Genomic DNA, 15024 nt, shown 5'->3' with positions numbered 1-15024 from the left:
AGATGCGCGCGCCCCGCGAGCGTAGAAAGGTCTGTACCAACCGTCAAGAGGTCCAGACCATCGTCGGCAAAGTTCTCCTAAACCCCCAACTCCTGTGCCAGAACCGCCGCTTGGACCCGGCTCCGCAGCCCCAGCTTGCCCAGCACCTTGCTCACGTGCGTCTTCGCCGTCGCCTCCGCCATGTCCAGACGCACCGCGATCTCCGCGTTCGACAGACCCAGGCCGAGCGCCGACAGCACCTCCCGCTCCCGGGGCGTCAGCACCTCCAGTACGGCGGGATCCACTGCCGGACGCCTCGGGGCCGCGAACTCCGCGATCAGCCGCCGCGTCACCGCCGGGGCGATCAGGCCCTCGCCGCGCCCCACCGTCCGCACCGCGGTGATCAGCTCCTTCGCGTCCGCGTTCTTCAGCAGGAAACCGGAGGCCCCGGCCCGCAGCGCCCCGAAGACGTACTCGTCCAGGTCGAAGGTCGTCAGGACGAGGACGTCGGCGAGGCCCTCCGCGACGACGATCCCGGTCGCCGTCACCCCGTCCATCCGGGGCATCTGCACATCCATCAGGACCAGGTCCGGGCGCAGTTCGCGCGCCAGCTCCACCGCCCGCTCGCCGTCCGGCGCCTCGCCGACCACCTCGATGTCCGGCGCGCTCCCCAGGATCAGCACGAGCCCCGCCCGTACCGCCGACTGGTCCTCGGCCACGACCACCCGGATCGTCATGCGTTTCCCGCCTTCTCGTCCGCGGGCAGGACCGCCCGCACCTGCCAGACCGCCCCCGAGGCCGCCGCCCGGAACTCCCCGCCGAGCAGCTCCGTCCGCTCCCGCATCCCCACCAGACCCGATCCCGTCCCGGGCGCCGACGGCCCGGACCGCTTCCCGTACGGCGAGTCGACGGCCACGGTCAGGACCCCGTCGCCGAGGCCGACCCGTACGGTGACCGTACCGGGGGAGGCGTGCTTGACCGCATTCGTCAGGGACTCCTGGACGATCCGGTACGCCGCCAGCTCCACGGGCGCCGGCAGGGCGGTCCCGCCCGCGGGCCGGGAGTCCTGGAGGACGAACTCCAGGCCGCCGGACGCGCCGTTCGCACGGGCCCGGGCGAGCAGACCGTCCAGCGCGTCGAGGCTCGGCACCGCCCCCGGCTCCGCGTCCCCGCCGCTGTCCCGCAGCAGCCCGATCAGCCGCCGCATCTCGGCGAGACCCGCCACGCTGTTCTCCCGGATCACCGTCAACGCCTGCCGGGTGGTGGCCGGTTCGTCGAGGGAGAGCGCGGCCGTGGAGTGGATCGCGATCGCCGAGAGGTGGTTCGCCACCACGTCGTGCAGCTCGCGCGCCATCCGCGCCCGCTCGGCCACGACCGCCTGCGCCCGGTCCATCTCGGCGAGCAGCGCGGTCTGTTCGGCCCGAAGCCGGGCGGCGTCGGCCGCCTCGCGGTGGTTGCGGACGATCGCGCCGGTGATCGCGGGGAGGAAGGAGATCATGCCGGTGATGACGCCGACGAGCAGCGCGTACGCGTTCTCCCACCAGACCAGGAAGCCGATCGTCACCCCGATCGTGACGAGCCCGGTGGTGTAGGGGACGCGGCGGGCGTGGGCGGTCGGCCCGTACACGACGGCCGCGTAGACGACGTCCGTGAACATCAGGACGGTGGCCAGGCTCCCGTACGTGAACTGGTCCGCGACGATCGCGAGCGTGCCGACGCCCAGCGCGGCCCTGGGCGCCGTCCGGCGCACCGCCTCGCAGCCGGACATCACCACGAGCGGCACCAGGGCCGCCCAGCGCTCGGTGAACAGCCGGTCCACCTGGGTGTGCAGCCCGAACCACCACAGGATCAGGCCGCCGACGAGTCCGGCGGCGGCGATGAACAGGTCGACGCGGTGCGGGCGGGGGAGTGTCACGTACTCATCCAACATGCCGCACCGGGCCGGGACCTCCTCGCCCGGGCCGATCCGTCCCTCCGCCGAACGATGTAGACGCACTTCGTCACCGGCGACGACGAACCGGGCCCGGTGCCACGGGACGCTGAAGGGGCACCGAAAGGGGAACCGCCGTGATCGTCACGCTGATCGTCGTCTGCGAGGTCGGCTTCTGGGTCCTGCTGGCCGCCGGCCTCGCCACCCGCTACCTCCTGAAGAAGCCCCGGGCGGGCATGGCGCTGCTGCTGTGCGAACCGCTCCTGGAGCTGGTCCTCCTCGTCGTCACCGCGATCGACCTCAAGAACGGCGCAGAGCCCGGCTGGGAGCACGGCCTCGCCGCGCTGTACCTCGGCTACACCGCCGGCCACGGCCACCGCACCGTGAAGTGGCTCGACGGCCACGCCGCCCACCGCCTGGGCGGCGCGCCGCCGCCCCCGAAGCCCCCGAGGTACGGCATGGCGCGCGCCCGCCACGAGGGCCGGATCTGGCTGGGCACGCTGATCGGCGGCGCCGTCGCCACCGTCCTGCTGCTCCTCGCGATCTGGTACGTCGGCGACGACGGGAACACCGACAGCCTGTGGAGCTGGATGTTCGCCGCATGGCGGGCGGTCGGCATCCACGGCCTGATCGCGCTCAGCTACCTGATCTGGCGGAAGAAGGACCCGGACGCCGGGTCAGCGGTCGCCGCCGGGGACCCGGAGCACGTCCCCGACCTCCTTGTTCGCGGTGCGGGCAAGGATGCCGCATCCCCCGGGGGCGACCCCCGGACCCCCGGGCAAGGGCATGCCCGGCATCCGGCCTAGCGGTCTCCGCCGGGCACCCAGAGCACATCTCCGACCTCCTTGTTGGCCGTCCTGGCCAGGATGAACAGAAGGTCGGACAGCCGGTTGAGGTACGTGGCCGTCAGGGCGTTCATCGTCTCGCCGTGCACCTCCAGGGCCGCCCAGGTGGAGCGTTCCGCCCGCCGGACCACCGTGCAGGCCTGGTGCAGCAGGGCCGCACCGGGCGTGCCGCCCGGCAGGATGAAGGAGCGCAGCTTGTCGAGCCGCTCCAGGAAGCGGTCGCAGTCGGCCTCCAGCTTGTCGACGTAGCCCTGCTCGACGCGCAGCGGCGGGTACTCGGGGTTCTCCACCACCGGCGTGCAGAGGTCGGCGCCCACGTCGAAGAGGTCGTTCTGGATGCGGGTGAGGACCTTCACGAGCTCCTCGTCCAGCTGCCCGAGGGCGATGGCCGTCCCGATGGCGGCGTTGGCCTCGTTGGCGTCGGCGTAGGCCGAGATCCGCAGATCGGTCTTGGCGGTCCGGCTCATGTCGCCGAGCGCCGTGGTGCCCTTGTCGCCGGTACGGGTGTAGATGCGCGTCAGATTGACCATGGGTCCAGCCTAGTTACGCGCCGGCCCTCCGGAACGAGCGTGTGCCGACCGTCACGGCGAGCGCCGTCAGCGCGAGGGCGACCAGCACCCCGTACAGCACCGTCGGTGTCGTGTAGTGGCCGATGTACGCCTCCCGGACCGCGTCCACCAGATAGCGGAACGGCATGAGGTGCGAGACCACGTCGAGCCAGCCGGGGGCGAGGGCCATCGGCAGCATCAGGCCCGAGAGCAGCATCGCCGGCATGGCGAGCGTGTTGATCGCGGGGCCGAACTCCTGCGGGGTGCGCAGCTTCAGGGCCAGTGCGTACGAGAGGGAGGCGAGCGCGGCGGAGAGCAGGGCGACGAAGCCGAAGCCGAGGAGGATTCCGGGGAGCGGCGCCCGCAGGCCCATCGGGATCGCCACCAGGACGAGCAGGACCGCCTGGAGGACGAAGAGCGCGGCGTCCCGCAGGACCCGGCCGAGGAGCAGGGCGAGCCGGCTGACCGGGGTGACCCGCATCCGGTCGAACACGCCCCAGCCCTTCTCCATGATGAGCGAGAAACCGGCGAACGAGGCGCCGAAGAGGCCGAGCTGGAGCAGCAGGCCGGGGACGAGGATCTGCCAGGAGTCGCCCTCGCGGCCCAGCGGGAGGCCGGTGAGCAGCGGCCCGAAGAAGAAGAGGTAGAGCAGCGGCATCAGGGTGCCGAAGAAGATCTGGAACGGGGAGCGCAGGGTCTGGCGGGCGTAGCGCCCGAAGAGCAGCGCGGTGTCGCGGAACAGCATCACGGGTCTCCTAGACCGCTACGGGGGTGGTGTCGACGGGGGCGGGGCCGCGGCCGGTGACGGCGAGGAAGGCCTCCTGGAGGGTGGTCACGCCGTGCGCGGCCTTGAGGCCGGCGGGGGTGTCCTCGGTGACGACCGTCCCCTTGTCGACGATGACGAGCCGGTCGGCGAGCGCGTCGGCCTCGTCGAGGTAGTGGGTGGTGAGGACGACGGTGGTGCCGTGCTCGTCGCGCAGGCGCCGCACCAGCGCCCACAGGTCGGCGCGGCTGCCGGGGTCGAGGCCGGTCGTCGGCTCGTCGAGGAAGAGGACCTCGGGGCGGTGGGTGAGGCCCATCGCGAGGTCGAGCCGGCGGCGCTGGCCGCCGGAGAGCGCCGGGGTCCTCCGGTCGAGGAGCTCGGTGAGGCCGAGGTCGGCGGCGAGCTCCCCGGCGCGGGCCGCGGCGGTCGTCCGGTCCAGGCCGTAGAGCCTGCCCTGCGTGACGAGTTCGGAGCGGACGGTCTCCTGCGGGTCGAGGCCGCCGGACTGGGCGACGTACCCGATGCGTCGGCGGACGGCGGCGGGGTCCCTGACGAGGTCGTGGCCGGCGACGGTGGCGGCGCCGGCGGTGGGCGGCAGGAGCGTCGTGAGCATCTGGAGGGTGGTGGTCTTGCCGGCGCCGTTGGGGCCGAGGAGTCCGAGGATCTCGCCGGGGCGGACGGTGAGGTCGATCCCGCGGACGGCCTCCACGGGGCCGGTCTTCGTCGCGAAGGTCCGGGCGAGCCCGGCCGTGCTGATGATGGGCATGGCGACTACAAAAACAGAGTCACTGAAATTTTGCAACGCCTCCAAAATTTCAGGGCACCTAGGATGACGGCATGGCTGAAGGGCTCAGGGAGCGCAAGAAGCGCCAGACGAAACAGCGGATCTCGGACATCGCGACCGGACTCTTCCTGGAGCGCGGCTTCCAGGCCGTGACGGTGGCGGAGATCGCGGAGGCCGCCGACGTCTCCGTCAACACCGTCTACAACTACTTCCCGGCCAAGGAGGACCTCTTCCTCGACCGGATGGAGGGCGTCACCCACCGCCTCGCCCGGATGATCCGCGGCCGCGACGCGGGGGAGTCGGCCGCCGAGGCCGTGCTCCGCGAGATCCGCGGCCACGTCACCGCCGTCTCGCCCGCGTACGGACTGATGGACGGCTACGCCGACTTCATGCGGGTGATCGACGAGGCCCCCACCCTCCAGGCCCGGCTCATGGTCCTCCAGCAGGAGGTCCGCCGGACCACCGTCGACGCCCTGCGCGAGGAGGCCGGTGCCGGACCCGAGGACCCGATGCCCCTGCTCGTCGGCGGCCAGATCGCCTGGATCCAGAGCACCGTCGTCGAGTTCGTCTCCGAGCGGATGACCGCGGGCGGCAGGGCGGGCGAGGTCTCCCGCGAGGCCCTCGCCCTCCTCGACGAGATCGAGCAGCTGCTGAGCGAGGAGGTCCTGGCGTACGCGGTGCGCGAGGGCTGAGGGGTGTCGTGAGTGTGACGTCCGTCAAAGAGGGCGTGACGCGCATTACTTAGCGGTCACATGGGGCCCCGCGACCGCTAATCTCCGCCGGAGAGCCAGAAGTGAACAGGTGTAGAGGGGTGGAAGATCGTGGCCAGGAAGCTCGCCGTCATCGGGGCCGGACTCATGGGATCCGGCATCGCACAGGTCTCGGCACAGGCGGGCTGGGACGTCGTCCTGCGTGACGTCACCGACGCCGCCCTGACCCGCGGCACCGACGGCATCAAGGCCTCGTACGACAAGTTCGTCGCCAAGGGCAGGCTCGCCGCCGAGGACGCCGAGGCCGCGCTCGGCCGGATCACCGCCACCACCGAGCTCGACGCCGTCGCCGACGCGGACGTCGTCGTCGAGGCCGTCTTCGAGAACCTCGACGTCAAGCACGAGATCTTCCGCTCGCTCGACAAGATCGTCAAGGACGGCGCCGTCCTCGCCTCCAACACCTCCGCGATCCCGATCACCAAGATCGCCGCGGTCACCGGGCGCCCCGAGGCCGTCGTCGGCGTCCACTTCTTCTCGCCGGTCCCGATGATGCAGCTCGTCGAGCTGGTCCGCGGCTACAAGACGAGCGACGAGACCCTCGCCACCGCCCGCGCGTTCGCCGAGTCCGTCGGCAAGACCTGCATCGTCGTCAACCGCGACGTCGCCGGCTTCGTCACCACCCGCCTCATCTCGGCCCTCGTCGTCGAGGCCGCCAAGCTCCACGAGTCGGGCGTCGCCACCGCCGAGGACATCGACATCGCCTGCAAGCTCGGCTTCGGCCACGCCATGGGCCCGCTCGCCACCGCCGACCTCACCGGCATCGACATCCTGGTGAACGCCGCCAACAACATCTACACCGAGTCCCAGGACGAGAAGTTCGCGCCGCCGGAGCTGATGCGCCGGATGGTGGACGCGGGTGACATCGGCCGCAAGAGCGGGCAGGGCTTCTACAAGTACTGATCCCGACCCACCACCCCGCCCTCACTCCACGGGGTGAATTTCGGTATCGGTTCGCTGACAAGGCGCAACGTATCTGCCGGTGCGGCAGTCAGTTGTTGCGAAGACGGAGCACTCTCGGGGAGCGCATATGCACATCAGGGGCGACCACGTCGAGCTGGTCGTCGGGGGCCGCCTCGACGTCCGCAGCGCGGCGGACGCCCGCACGGTCCTGCACTCGGCCGTCGACGACGGAGTCGGCGACCTGGTGCTCGACCTGACCGGCCTCGACTCCTGGGACGCCACCGGACTCGGCGTCATCATGGGCGCCCACCGGAGGGCCGGCCGCTGCGGCCGGCGCCTCGTCCTGCGGGGGGTGCCGCCCCAGATGCAGCGGCTCCTCGTCGCCACCCGGCTGCACCGCATCCTCGCCATCGAGGGCGGCCTCGCCCTGGAGTCCCTGCCCCGCGTGTGACCCCCGGGACGCCCGTCGGGTGTGAAGCAGCTGTGTGAAACAGGCGTCACGCTCAATCCTCACAAGACCGTGACGTCTTGGTCTCGGGAGCACCCCGACTGTTCCCGAGCCCCTGAGCACGGTCTAGGGTTCGGTCGCCCGCACCATGACGGCCCCGCCTGCACATGGACGGAACCACCGGCGGGCACCGGAACCGCTTCTTGGGGGCTTGCACCATGGACCCGATCAACCCTGGGTCGGAGGAGTACGGTCACGACACCGAGGGCGAGGAGACCCGCCAGGGCCGTGGCGTGCCCGCGCCGGCGCCCGCCCAGACGCCCGCACGCGCCCGCGTCGTCCGGCTCGTCTCCGGCGGACTGCTCCTCACCGTCAACCCCGTCGACGGCAGCGAGATCGAACCCTGCCCGCCCGGCCGGGAACCGGCGGCCCCCCGCCCCCGCACCCCCGAGGAACGCGCCGAGGCCGCCCGCGCCGCCGCCCCGCCCGTCCCGCCGGGCCCCGCCGCGCCCGAGCTGCCCCTCCTCGAACGCCAGGAGGAACGCGAACGGCTCACCGGCATCCTCCGCTCCGGCCGCTGCGCCCGCCTCGTCGGCGCCCCCGGCTCCGGCCGCACCACCCTCCTCGACGCCGTCGCCGCCGACTGCGCCGGCCTCGCCCCCGACGGCGTCGTCCGCCTCTCCGGCCACCACCGCACCCCCACCGAACTCCTCCACGAACTCTTCACCGCCGTCCGGTACGCCCCCGACCACCGCCCCGACCGGGCCGGCCTCCTCGCCCTGCTCGGCGACGTCGGCGCCGTGGTCGTCGTCGACGACCTGGAGTTCGGCGGCGCCGCCCTCGACGAACTCCTCGCCGCCGCCCCCGAGTGCGCCTTCCTCCTCGCCGCGGCCCCCGACGCGCCCGCCCCCTCCGCCGACGCCCCCGTCGAGGAGGTCCTCCTCGCCGGCCTCGGCCGCGCCGCCGCCCTGGAGCTCCTGACGAGCGCCGTCGGCCGCACCCTCACCGAGGAGGAGGCCAACTGGGCCGGCGACCTCTGGTTCGAGTCCGAAGGCCTCCCGCTCCGCTTCGTCCAGGCCGGCGCCCTGCTCCGGCAGCGCGACAAGCTGCGCGTCACCCCCGCCGAGTTCGACGCCTTCGGCGCCCTCGAAGAGGCCTTCGGCCCCACCGACCCCGCCGCGGCGGCGGCCGCCGCTGCCGCCGCCTTCGACGGCGTCGAGGACCCCGACATCGAGCTCCGCGACATACCGCTGCCCAGCCTCGGCGAGGGCGCCGCCCCCGCCGCCCTCCTCGCCTCCCGCCTCAGCCGCTCCGCCCAGACCGCCCTGCGCTTCGCCGTCGCCCTCGGCGGCGAGGTCCCCCACCAGGCCCACCTCCCGGCCCTCGTCGGCGACACCCACGCCGACGCCGCCCTCGGCGAGCTCGTGGCCTGCGGACTGCTCTCCCCGACCGGCCCCCGCTACCGCCTCGCCGCCGGAGTCCTCACCCAGCTCCTCGCCCACGGGTACGAGCGCGAGGCCGTCGAGCGCGCCCACACCGCCGCCCAGCACTACGCCTGGTGGGCGTCCCACCCCTCCGTCACCCCCGAGCGGGCCGCCGCCGAGGCCGACGCCCTGCTCGCCGCCCTCACCGTGCTGATCCCCGGCAGCGGCGACACCGCCGCCGAACACCGCGCCACCGCCGTCCTCCTCGCCCGCGCCGCCGCGCCCGCCTTCGCCGCCGGACTGCACTGGGGCGCCTGGGAGCGCGCCCTGCGTGCCGGACAGGAAGCCGCCCGGCTCACCGGCGAGGTCGCCGAGGAGGCCTACTTCCACCACGAGCTCGGCGTCCTCGCGATCTGCGCCGGAAACCTGGAGCGCGCCCGCGCCGAGCTGGAGGCCTCCATCGCCATGCGCGGGGTGCTCGCCGACAAGCGCGGCACCGTCGCGGGGCGCCGGGCACTCGCCCTCGTCGCCGACCTCTCCGGGGAGCACGCGGCCGCCGTGGAGCCCCTCTCCCCGCCGCGCGGAACCCCCGCCCTGCGCGGCCCGGCCGCCCGCCCCGCCCCCGTACCGGAGCCCGTCACGGCCCCGCTGCCCGGCGGACCCTTCCGGAGCCCGGCGGCGGCCCCGGCGACGGCCCCCGTCCCCGCGTTCCCCGGCTTCGCCGACGAGGGCCCGACGCTCCTCGCCCGCCCCGACACCGAGGAGGGCGGGGCCCGCCGCCCCGGCCTCAAGGGCGGCATCCTCAGCGGCGCCCGCCGCAACCTCGTCGCCGTCGGCGCCGGCGCGCTGCTCGTCGCCGTCCTCGGCACCGTCGTGACCCTCGGCGCCACCTCCGGCGACGGCACGGACCCCGCGAACAACCGCGTCACCTCCGACAGCACCGCGAGCGAGAGCGGCACCGGCGACGGCCTCGACGGCGAGGAGCCGCCGGCCGACGGCGGGACCGCCCCGGCCGAGACCGGGGAGGCCACCCACTCGGACTCCCCGAGCCCCTCGGGCTCCGGGAGCGCCTCGGCGTCCTCGTCCACGGACCCGTCCGCCTCCGGCTCCCCCTCGCCCTCGGACAGCCCGTCGGCGACGACCTCGCCCAGCGGGACGACGCGGCCCACCGGGGGAGCGACGACGACGGCCCCCACCGCGACGGGCGGCCCGAGGCCGACGAGGACGACCTCGCCCAAGCCCACCACCACGCCGTCGAAGCCGCCGACGACCACCCCCGACCCGCCGACGCCGACGACCGAGCCGCCCACGACGCCCCCGACGACGACCGAGCCGCCGTCGTCGGGCGCGACGACGACCCTCGGCGCCCCCTCCGCCTCCGAGACCTCCACCGCCTCGGAGACGCCGGCCTGACCCGTACGGGAGACGACGACGGCCCCGGGCGCGCTCATCGCACCCGGGGCCGTCGTCCGTGGGACAGGTCTCAGAACAGCCGCAGCTTGTCGTCCTCGATGCCGCGCAGCGCGTCGTAGTCGAGGACGACGCAGCCGATCCCGCGGTCCGTCGCGAGGACCCGCGCCTGCGGCTTGATCTCCTGGGCCGCGAAGACGCCCTTCACCGGCGCCAGGTGCGGGTCGCGGTTGAGCAGCTCCAGGTAGCGGGTCAGCTGCTCGACGCCGTCGATCTCGCCGCGCCGCTTGATCTCCACCGCGACCGTCCCGCCGTCGGAGTCCCGGCACAGGATGTCCACGGGACCGATCGCGGTCGGGTACTCGCGGCGGATCAGGGTGTAGCCCTCGCCGAGGGTCTCGATCCGGTCGGCGAGCAGCTCCTGGAGGTGCGCCTCGACGCCGTCCTTGATGAGACCGGGGTCCACGCCCAGTTCGTGCGAGGAGTCGTGGAGGATCTCCTCCATCGTGATGATCAGTTTCTCGCCCGCTTTGTTGATCACGGTCCAGATGCCCGCCTCACCGTCGACGCCCTCCTTGAGCGTGCACGGCGGGGACATCCAGTTGAGCGGTTTGTACGCGCGGTCGTCCGCGTGGATGGAGACGCTGCCGTCTGCCTTGACCAGGATCAGACGGGGAGCGGAGGGCAGGTGGGCCGTGAGCCGGCCCGCGTAGTCCACGGAGCAACGGGCGATGACGAGACGCATGGTCGGCAACGCTACAAGACAGGCCCTCTTCCGCGCGATTCGGGCATCACCCGGGCATCGGGCGGGTACGGTCCGAGCGGCTTCCGGGATGCGCCGGAGCGCGGTCATGAGCCGAACACCCGTCGGTTATCAGCCGGTTGTGTGCCCATTCTTCTGGTGTCGCCCGGACTGCGCGCTTACCGTGGAAGCTGGAGGTCGTCGTCCGTGCACTCTGCGTGGCGCACGGCCGGCCCTCGGCCCTGCCCGCAAGACCCCGTCCGCGGGGTCGCGAGAGGAGAACCCATGTCGCTCGACGTCTCACCGGCACTGTTGGAACAGGCCGAGCGAGGCGAGGTCGACGAAGCCGACTTCGTCGACTGCGTCCGGACCTCCCTGCCCTACGCATGGGAGATGATCAGTTCTCTGGTGGCACAGCTGAAGGTCGACGGCGGAGAGTTCGCCGACAACCAGACGCCGCCGTCGAACGAGCAGGAACGTGGTCAACTGCTGCGCGCGCTCGCGAGCGATGCCATTCGCGGTGCGCTGCAGCGGCACTTCGGGGTGCGTCTCGCCTTCCAGAACTGCCACCGCGTGGCGGTCTTCCCGCTGGACCCGGCGGTGGACGAGCGGCTCGCCCGCTTCACGTCCATCCGGGGGCAGCTGCTGAACCAGTCGCCGGAACTGCGCGACTGCTGAGACATGGTGCTGCCGCTCGACACCGCGGGAGAACGCGACCGATGCGAGCCGACGCGCATCGCCGCCGACCGGCGCGGGAGCGGCAGCACAGTCCCGGACGTGGCCGCTCTCACACCAGGAGCGGCAGGACCTCCGCGCCCAGGCGCCGGACGTTCTCCTCGGTCGCCGCGAGGTCGCCCGAGCCCTCCGCGAGCAGGGCGAAGCGCGTGATGCCCGTACGCTCCGCCGTCGCCGCGAGCCGGTCCGCCGCCTGCCGGGGCGTGCCCACCGGGTGCAGCCCGCACAGCAGCTCCGTGTACGCGACGGGGTCCCGCATCACCCGGTGCCGGCCGTCCACCGTCACGTGCGCGTCGAGCCCCTGTTTCAGCCAGCCCGGCATCGCCTTCACCAGCGCCTCCGCCGCGTCCGCCCCCCGGTCCGCCAGCTGGGCCACCCCCGCCGAGACGTGCTGCGCCCCGGTCCGCGCGATCTCGTCCGGGTCCCGCCCGGCCTCCCGCGCGCACCGGTTCCAGGCCGCGACCATCTCGGCCTTGTCCTCGTCGCCGCAGTGCATGCCGAGCAGCATCGGCAGTCCGCGCTCCGCCGCGAGCCGCACGCTCTTCGGCGAGGTGCAGGCCACGACCACCTCGGGGGAGGCGGGGCCGTCGATCAGCTCGTCGGGGCGGGGCACCACGGGCACCTCGCGGAAGGCGATCCGCTCCCCGTCGGCGCCGACACGCGGCTCGGTGAGCCAGCGCAGCAGCAGGTCGAGCGAGTCCGGGAACCCCTTCTCGTACGCCTCGAGACCCGCGCCGAACACCTCCAGGTCGACCCAGGGCCCGCCCCGGCCCACCCCGAGGGTGAACCTGCCGCCCGAGGTGAGGTGCAGCAGCGCAGCCTGCTCGCCGAGGGCGACCGGGTGGACGGTGGGCAGCACGCTCACCGCCGTGCCGACCCGGAGCCGCCGGGTGCGGCCCAGGAGCAGCGCGGCCAGGGTCACGGCCGAGGGACAGACCCCGTACGGCACGAAGTGGTGCTCGGCGAGCCAGACGGAGTCGAGCCCCGCCTCCTCGGCCACCTCGGCGGTCCGCACCGCCCGGTGCAGCGCCTCTCCCTGCCCCTGGCCCGGGAACTGGGCTGCCAGAACGAACGTACCCACGCGCATCGCCTTCTGCCTCCTTGCGGCCGACGCGTACATCTCCCCTCGCACTGGCAACAACGTCTGACACGTGCCAAAGGCAACGGCCGTTCATGAAGTTCTTGCGATTTTCGGCTAAGCCGTTCCGGACGGGGCCCGGGGCACCGGGTGGCGGCCCGTAGGCTGGAGGGAACGGTCCGTGTTCCCAGACCCCGTGAGGTGTGCCCGTGTCCCCGCGTCACAACCGCTCCCGAGGCGGCGAGAAGCCCGCGCAGCAGGGCGATCACGGCGACCGGTACGGCGGCGTGCAGCGCACCGAGACATGGCAGGGCGAGGAATGGTACGTCCGCCTCGTCGCCGGAGCGAGCTCCCCCGGCAAGCGCTACCGCTGCCCCGGCTGCGACCAGGAGATCCCGCCCGGCGCCCCGCACGTCGTCGCCTGGCCGGAGTGGGGCGGCGTGGACGACCGCCGCCACTGGCACAAGGCCTGCTGGAACGCGAAGGACCGCCGCACCAGCAGGGTGCAGCGGTCCCGCAACGCGCCGAGGTACTAGCGGCTCACACGTCCCGGCTGCTCAGCACGGCGTACGCGCCGCCCAGGGCCGCCGCCGCGACGGCGGCCACGATCAGCAGCGTCTCCCAGCCCGCCGGGCCCGAGTCGCCGAACTGCGGGGTGGCGTTGTAGAGCGCGATCATCTGCGAGGGGATCGAGTAGGTGAACAGGAACTCCTGCACCGACCGCAGCGCCTCGGCCATCATGAACATGCCCGCCACCAGCGGCAGCAGCAGCACGCCGATCATCACCGTGATCGCGCCGGCCGAGTGCCGGACGAGCGTCCCCACGGCCAGCGAGACCAGCCCGAGCAGGGCCAGGTAGGCGCCCGCGCCGACCGTCGCCCGCAGCCACTCGGCACCCGTCGGCGGCGCCGCCGTGTCCACGAGCGCGACCTGCGCCACCGCCACCAGGGTCGCCATCACCGTGGTGACCGAGAAGACCAGCAGGAAGAAGACGATCGCCTTCGCCGTCAGCACCCGGGCCCGGCTCGGGCAGGCCGTCAGCGTCGTACGGATCATGCCCGTGCCGTACTCGGAGGAGATCGTCAGGACGCCGAGCGTGATCACGCAGATCGACGCCGGCAGCATCCCGAAGAAGCCGAAGGCGAGCGCGGACTGCCCGCCCATCTCGACGTCGGCGCCCGAGGCGATGGCCGCGACGCCCAGGCCGATGGCGAGCATCAGCAGGATCATGACCCCGAGCGTCCACACCGTGGAACGCACCGAGCGGATCTTCGTCCACTCGGAGGCGAGCGCGTCACCGAGGTGCGCGGCGCGGACCGGGATGGGGGAGACGTAGGCGTGCGGCGCCGGGGCGTGGTGGTGGGTGGGGGCGGTCATCGGACGTCCTTCGGGGTCTCGCTCGGCTGCGGGAGGCCCGGCTGCGAAGCGGCCGGAGGGGCGTACGGACCGGGCGCGGGAGCCTGAGGGGCACCGGCGTACGGGCCCGGCGCGCCCGCGTACGGGTTCTGCCCGGGCGGCGGCGGGGCGTACCAGCCCTCCTGCGGCACCTCCGGGACCGGCGGCCGCGGCGGCAGCCCGTACCCCGGCTGGCCCGGCTGCACGGGCGGCTGGAGATGGGCGAGACGGTCGTCGGTGGAGCGGTAGTCGACGGCGCCCTGCGTCAGCCGCATGTACGCCTCTTCGAGGGAGGCCTGGTGCGGGGACAGCTCCCAGAGCCGTACGTCCGCGCCGTGCGCCAGATCGCTGATCCGCGCCAGCGGCAGGCCCGTGACGCGCAGCGCGCCGTCCGGCTCGGACAGCACCTGCCCGCCGGCCTCCATGAGCACCGGGACCAGCTTCTCCCGCTGCGCCGGCTCGGTCTCCGGGGTCCGCACCCGGGCGAAGTCGGCGGAGTTCGCCGAGATGAAGTCCTTCACCGGCATGTCGGCGAGGAGCTGACCCCGGCCGATCACGATCAGGTGGTCGGCGGTCAGCGCCATCTCGCTCATGAGGTGGCTGGAGACGAAGACCGTGCGGCCCTCGGCGGCCAGCTTCTTCATCAGGTTCCGCACCCAGAGGATGCCCTCGGGGTCCAGGCCGTTGACGGGCTCGTCGAAGAGCAGCACCTGAGGGTCGCCGAGGAGCGCCGCCGCGATGCCGAGCCGCTGGCCCATGCCGAGCGAGAAGCCCTTCGAGCGCCGTTTCGCGACGTCCTGGAGGCCGACCACGCCGAGGACCTCGTCGACGCGCTGCGCCGGGATGCCGGCCAGCTGCGCGAGCGACAGGAGGTGGCTGCGGGCGCTCCGGCCGCCGTGCACGGCCTTGGCGTCGAGGAGCGCGCCCACCTGGCGGGGGGCGTTCGGCAGCTGCCGGAAGGGGTGGCCGCCGATCGTGACCTGGCCCGCAGTGGGCTGGTCGAGCCCCAGGATCATGCGCATGGTCGTCGACTTGCCGGAGCCGTTGGGGCCCAGGAATCCGGTGACGACACCGGGCCTCACCTGGAAGGAAAGGTTGTACACGGCCGTCTTGGCGCCGTAGCGCTTCGTCAGGCCGACTGCCTCGATCATTCTCCAGCCCCATCGACAGGTCGATCGCATCCGTGTCGGGGCGTGGCGGCCGTCGGCCGGAGCCCCCCGTATGAGCTAGGAGCTTATCCAGGCGTTGACGGTTCCGGCCAAGTGGAAGAACC

Annotated in this window: 16 protein-coding genes; 7 read left to right on the top strand and 9 right to left on the bottom strand. The window is 73.1% G+C overall.

Translation table 11 applies throughout. The features are described 5' to 3' along the window. Positions 1–77: 77 nt before the first annotated feature. Positions 78–716, bottom strand: coding sequence for a response regulator (locus ACH4TP_RS00990; RefSeq protein ID WP_398435109.1), 639 nt, complete (start codon positions 714–716; stop codon positions 78–80). Then, a complete protein-coding gene (locus ACH4TP_RS00985) occupies positions 713–1909 on the bottom strand; it encodes a sensor histidine kinase (protein ID WP_398435107.1) in 1197 nt (398 codons plus the stop codon). Before ACH4TP_RS00985 ends, ACH4TP_RS00990 begins: the two co-directional genes overlap by 4 nt. A 137-nt stretch (positions 1910–2046) precedes the next feature. Here ACH4TP_RS00985 and ACH4TP_RS00980 point away from each other — a divergent pair, with 137 nt between their 5' ends. Then, positions 2047–2715, top strand: a complete 669-nt coding sequence (locus ACH4TP_RS00980) for a hypothetical protein (RefSeq protein ID WP_398435106.1) — start codon at positions 2047–2049, stop codon at positions 2713–2715. Here the strand turns inward: ACH4TP_RS00980 and ACH4TP_RS00975 are convergent. From ACH4TP_RS00975 to ACH4TP_RS00965, 3 genes are read right to left on the bottom strand one after another with little or no spacing between them, the layout of a single operon-like run. Beyond that, the gene (locus tag ACH4TP_RS00975) at positions 2712–3284 is read right to left on the bottom strand and encodes a cob(I)yrinic acid a,c-diamide adenosyltransferase (RefSeq protein ID WP_389236138.1); all 573 of its coding nucleotides are present in this window, start codon (positions 3282–3284) and stop codon (positions 2712–2714) included. The genes ACH4TP_RS00980 and ACH4TP_RS00975 overlap by 4 nt on opposite strands. A gap of 13 nt (positions 3285–3297) precedes the next feature. After that, the gene (locus ACH4TP_RS00970) at positions 3298–4047 is read right to left on the bottom strand and encodes an ABC transporter permease (protein WP_398435104.1); all 750 of its coding nucleotides are present in this window, start codon (positions 4045–4047) and stop codon (positions 3298–3300) included. A gap of 10 nt (positions 4048–4057) precedes the next feature. Then, complete coding sequence (locus ACH4TP_RS00965) at positions 4058–4831, bottom strand: ABC transporter ATP-binding protein (RefSeq protein ID WP_389236134.1); 774 nt, start codon at positions 4829–4831, stop codon at positions 4058–4060. 71 nt (positions 4832–4902) lie between these two features. Between ACH4TP_RS00965 and ACH4TP_RS00960 the strand changes: the two genes are divergently transcribed. The 4 genes from ACH4TP_RS00960 to ACH4TP_RS00945 all read left to right on the top strand — a co-directional run bounded on the left by ACH4TP_RS00960 (position 4903) and on the right by ACH4TP_RS00945 (position 9804). Next, positions 4903–5541, top strand: coding sequence for a TetR/AcrR family transcriptional regulator (locus ACH4TP_RS00960; protein ID WP_398189091.1), 639 nt, complete (start codon positions 4903–4905; stop codon positions 5539–5541). 129 nt (positions 5542–5670) lie between these two features. After that, complete coding sequence (locus ACH4TP_RS00955) at positions 5671–6519, top strand: 3-hydroxyacyl-CoA dehydrogenase family protein (protein WP_398189088.1); 849 nt, start codon at positions 5671–5673, stop codon at positions 6517–6519. A 127-nt stretch (positions 6520–6646) separates the two neighbouring features. After that, entirely contained in the window at positions 6647–6970 is a 324-nt protein-coding gene (locus ACH4TP_RS00950) for an STAS domain-containing protein (RefSeq protein ID WP_030210572.1), read from the top strand. A 215-nt stretch (positions 6971–7185) separates the two neighbouring features. Further along, entirely contained in the window at positions 7186–9804 is a 2619-nt protein-coding gene (locus tag ACH4TP_RS00945) for an ATP-binding protein (RefSeq protein WP_398435101.1), read from the top strand. A gap of 70 nt (positions 9805–9874) precedes the next feature. On the opposite strand, the gene nucS is transcribed toward ACH4TP_RS00945, so the two are convergent. Further along, a complete protein-coding gene (nucS, locus tag ACH4TP_RS00940; protein ID WP_177181633.1) occupies positions 9875–10546 on the bottom strand; it encodes an endonuclease NucS in 672 nt (223 codons plus the stop codon). 282 nt (positions 10547–10828) lie between these two features. Between nucS and ACH4TP_RS00935 the strand changes: the two genes are divergently transcribed. Continuing rightward, positions 10829–11221: an SCO5389 family protein gene (locus ACH4TP_RS00935; RefSeq protein WP_389236126.1), complete on the top strand. Its 393-nt coding sequence runs from the start codon at positions 10829–10831 to the stop codon at positions 11219–11221. A 109-nt stretch (positions 11222–11330) separates the two neighbouring features. On the opposite strand, the gene ACH4TP_RS00930 is transcribed toward ACH4TP_RS00935, so the two are convergent. Further along, on the bottom strand, positions 11331–12365 hold the full coding sequence (locus ACH4TP_RS00930; RefSeq protein WP_398435099.1) for an LLM class flavin-dependent oxidoreductase: 1035 nt from the start codon (positions 12363–12365) through the stop codon (positions 11331–11333). A 200-nt stretch (positions 12366–12565) separates the two neighbouring features. On the opposite strand from ACH4TP_RS00930, the gene ACH4TP_RS00925 reads away from it, so the two are divergent. Then, positions 12566–12892, top strand: a complete 327-nt coding sequence (locus ACH4TP_RS00925) for an ATP/GTP-binding protein (RefSeq protein WP_398435098.1) — start codon at positions 12566–12568, stop codon at positions 12890–12892. 4 nt (positions 12893–12896) lie between these two features. Here the strand turns inward: ACH4TP_RS00925 and ACH4TP_RS00920 are convergent, their stop codons facing one another. Together ACH4TP_RS00920 and ACH4TP_RS00915 are read right to left on the bottom strand one after the other, a co-directional pair. Continuing rightward, positions 12897–13733 carry an ABC transporter permease gene (locus ACH4TP_RS00920; RefSeq protein WP_398435096.1) on the bottom strand — a complete coding sequence of 279 codons (837 nt, stop codon included), beginning with the start codon at positions 13731–13733 and terminating at the stop codon, positions 12897–12899. Then, complete coding sequence (locus ACH4TP_RS00915; protein ID WP_398435094.1) at positions 13730–14902, bottom strand: ABC transporter ATP-binding protein; 1173 nt, start codon at positions 14900–14902, stop codon at positions 13730–13732. The genes ACH4TP_RS00920 and ACH4TP_RS00915 overlap by 4 nt, the downstream gene beginning before the upstream one ends. Positions 14903–15024 lie beyond the last annotated feature (122 nt).

The sequence above is a fragment of the Streptomyces sp. NPDC021012 genome (assembly GCF_044333355.1).
Taxonomy (GTDB): domain Bacteria; phylum Actinomycetota; class Actinomycetes; order Streptomycetales; family Streptomycetaceae; genus Streptomyces.
The sequence above is the reverse complement of the archived record's forward strand: the minus strand, read 5'-3'. Positions and strand labels throughout refer to the sequence as shown.

Excerpts from the sequence above, each read along its gene's own strand:
- ACH4TP_RS00990 (WP_398435109.1), bottom strand. The coding sequence starts at position 716 with ATGACGATCCGGGTGGTCGTGGCCGAGGACCAGTCGGCGGTACGGGCG.
- ACH4TP_RS00985 (WP_398435107.1), bottom strand. The coding sequence starts at position 1,909 with ATGTTGGATGAGTACGTGACACTCCCCCGCCCGCACCGCGTCGACCTG.
- ACH4TP_RS00975 (WP_389236138.1), bottom strand. The coding sequence starts at position 3,284 with ATGGTCAATCTGACGCGCATCTACACCCGTACCGGCGACAAGGGCACC.
- ACH4TP_RS00970 (WP_398435104.1), bottom strand. The coding sequence starts at position 4,047 with ATGCTGTTCCGCGACACCGCGCTGCTCTTCGGGCGCTACGCCCGCCAG.
- ACH4TP_RS00965 (WP_389236134.1), bottom strand. The coding sequence starts at position 4,831 with ATGCCCATCATCAGCACGGCCGGGCTCGCCCGGACCTTCGCGACGAAG.
- ACH4TP_RS00960 (WP_398189091.1), top strand. The coding sequence starts at position 4,903 with ATGGCTGAAGGGCTCAGGGAGCGCAAGAAGCGCCAGACGAAACAGCGG.
- ACH4TP_RS00950 (WP_030210572.1), top strand. The coding sequence starts at position 6,647 with ATGCACATCAGGGGCGACCACGTCGAGCTGGTCGTCGGGGGCCGCCTC.
- ACH4TP_RS00945 (WP_398435101.1), top strand. The coding sequence starts at position 7,186 with ATGGACCCGATCAACCCTGGGTCGGAGGAGTACGGTCACGACACCGAG.
- nucS (WP_177181633.1), bottom strand. The coding sequence starts at position 10,546 with ATGCGTCTCGTCATCGCCCGTTGCTCCGTGGACTACGCGGGCCGGCTC.
- ACH4TP_RS00935 (WP_389236126.1), top strand. The coding sequence starts at position 10,829 with ATGTCGCTCGACGTCTCACCGGCACTGTTGGAACAGGCCGAGCGAGGC.
- ACH4TP_RS00930 (WP_398435099.1), bottom strand. The coding sequence starts at position 12,365 with ATGCGCGTGGGTACGTTCGTTCTGGCAGCCCAGTTCCCGGGCCAGGGG.
- ACH4TP_RS00920 (WP_398435096.1), bottom strand. The coding sequence starts at position 13,733 with ATGACCGCCCCCACCCACCACCACGCCCCGGCGCCGCACGCCTACGTC.
- ACH4TP_RS00915 (WP_398435094.1), bottom strand. The coding sequence starts at position 14,902 with ATGATCGAGGCAGTCGGCCTGACGAAGCGCTACGGCGCCAAGACGGCC.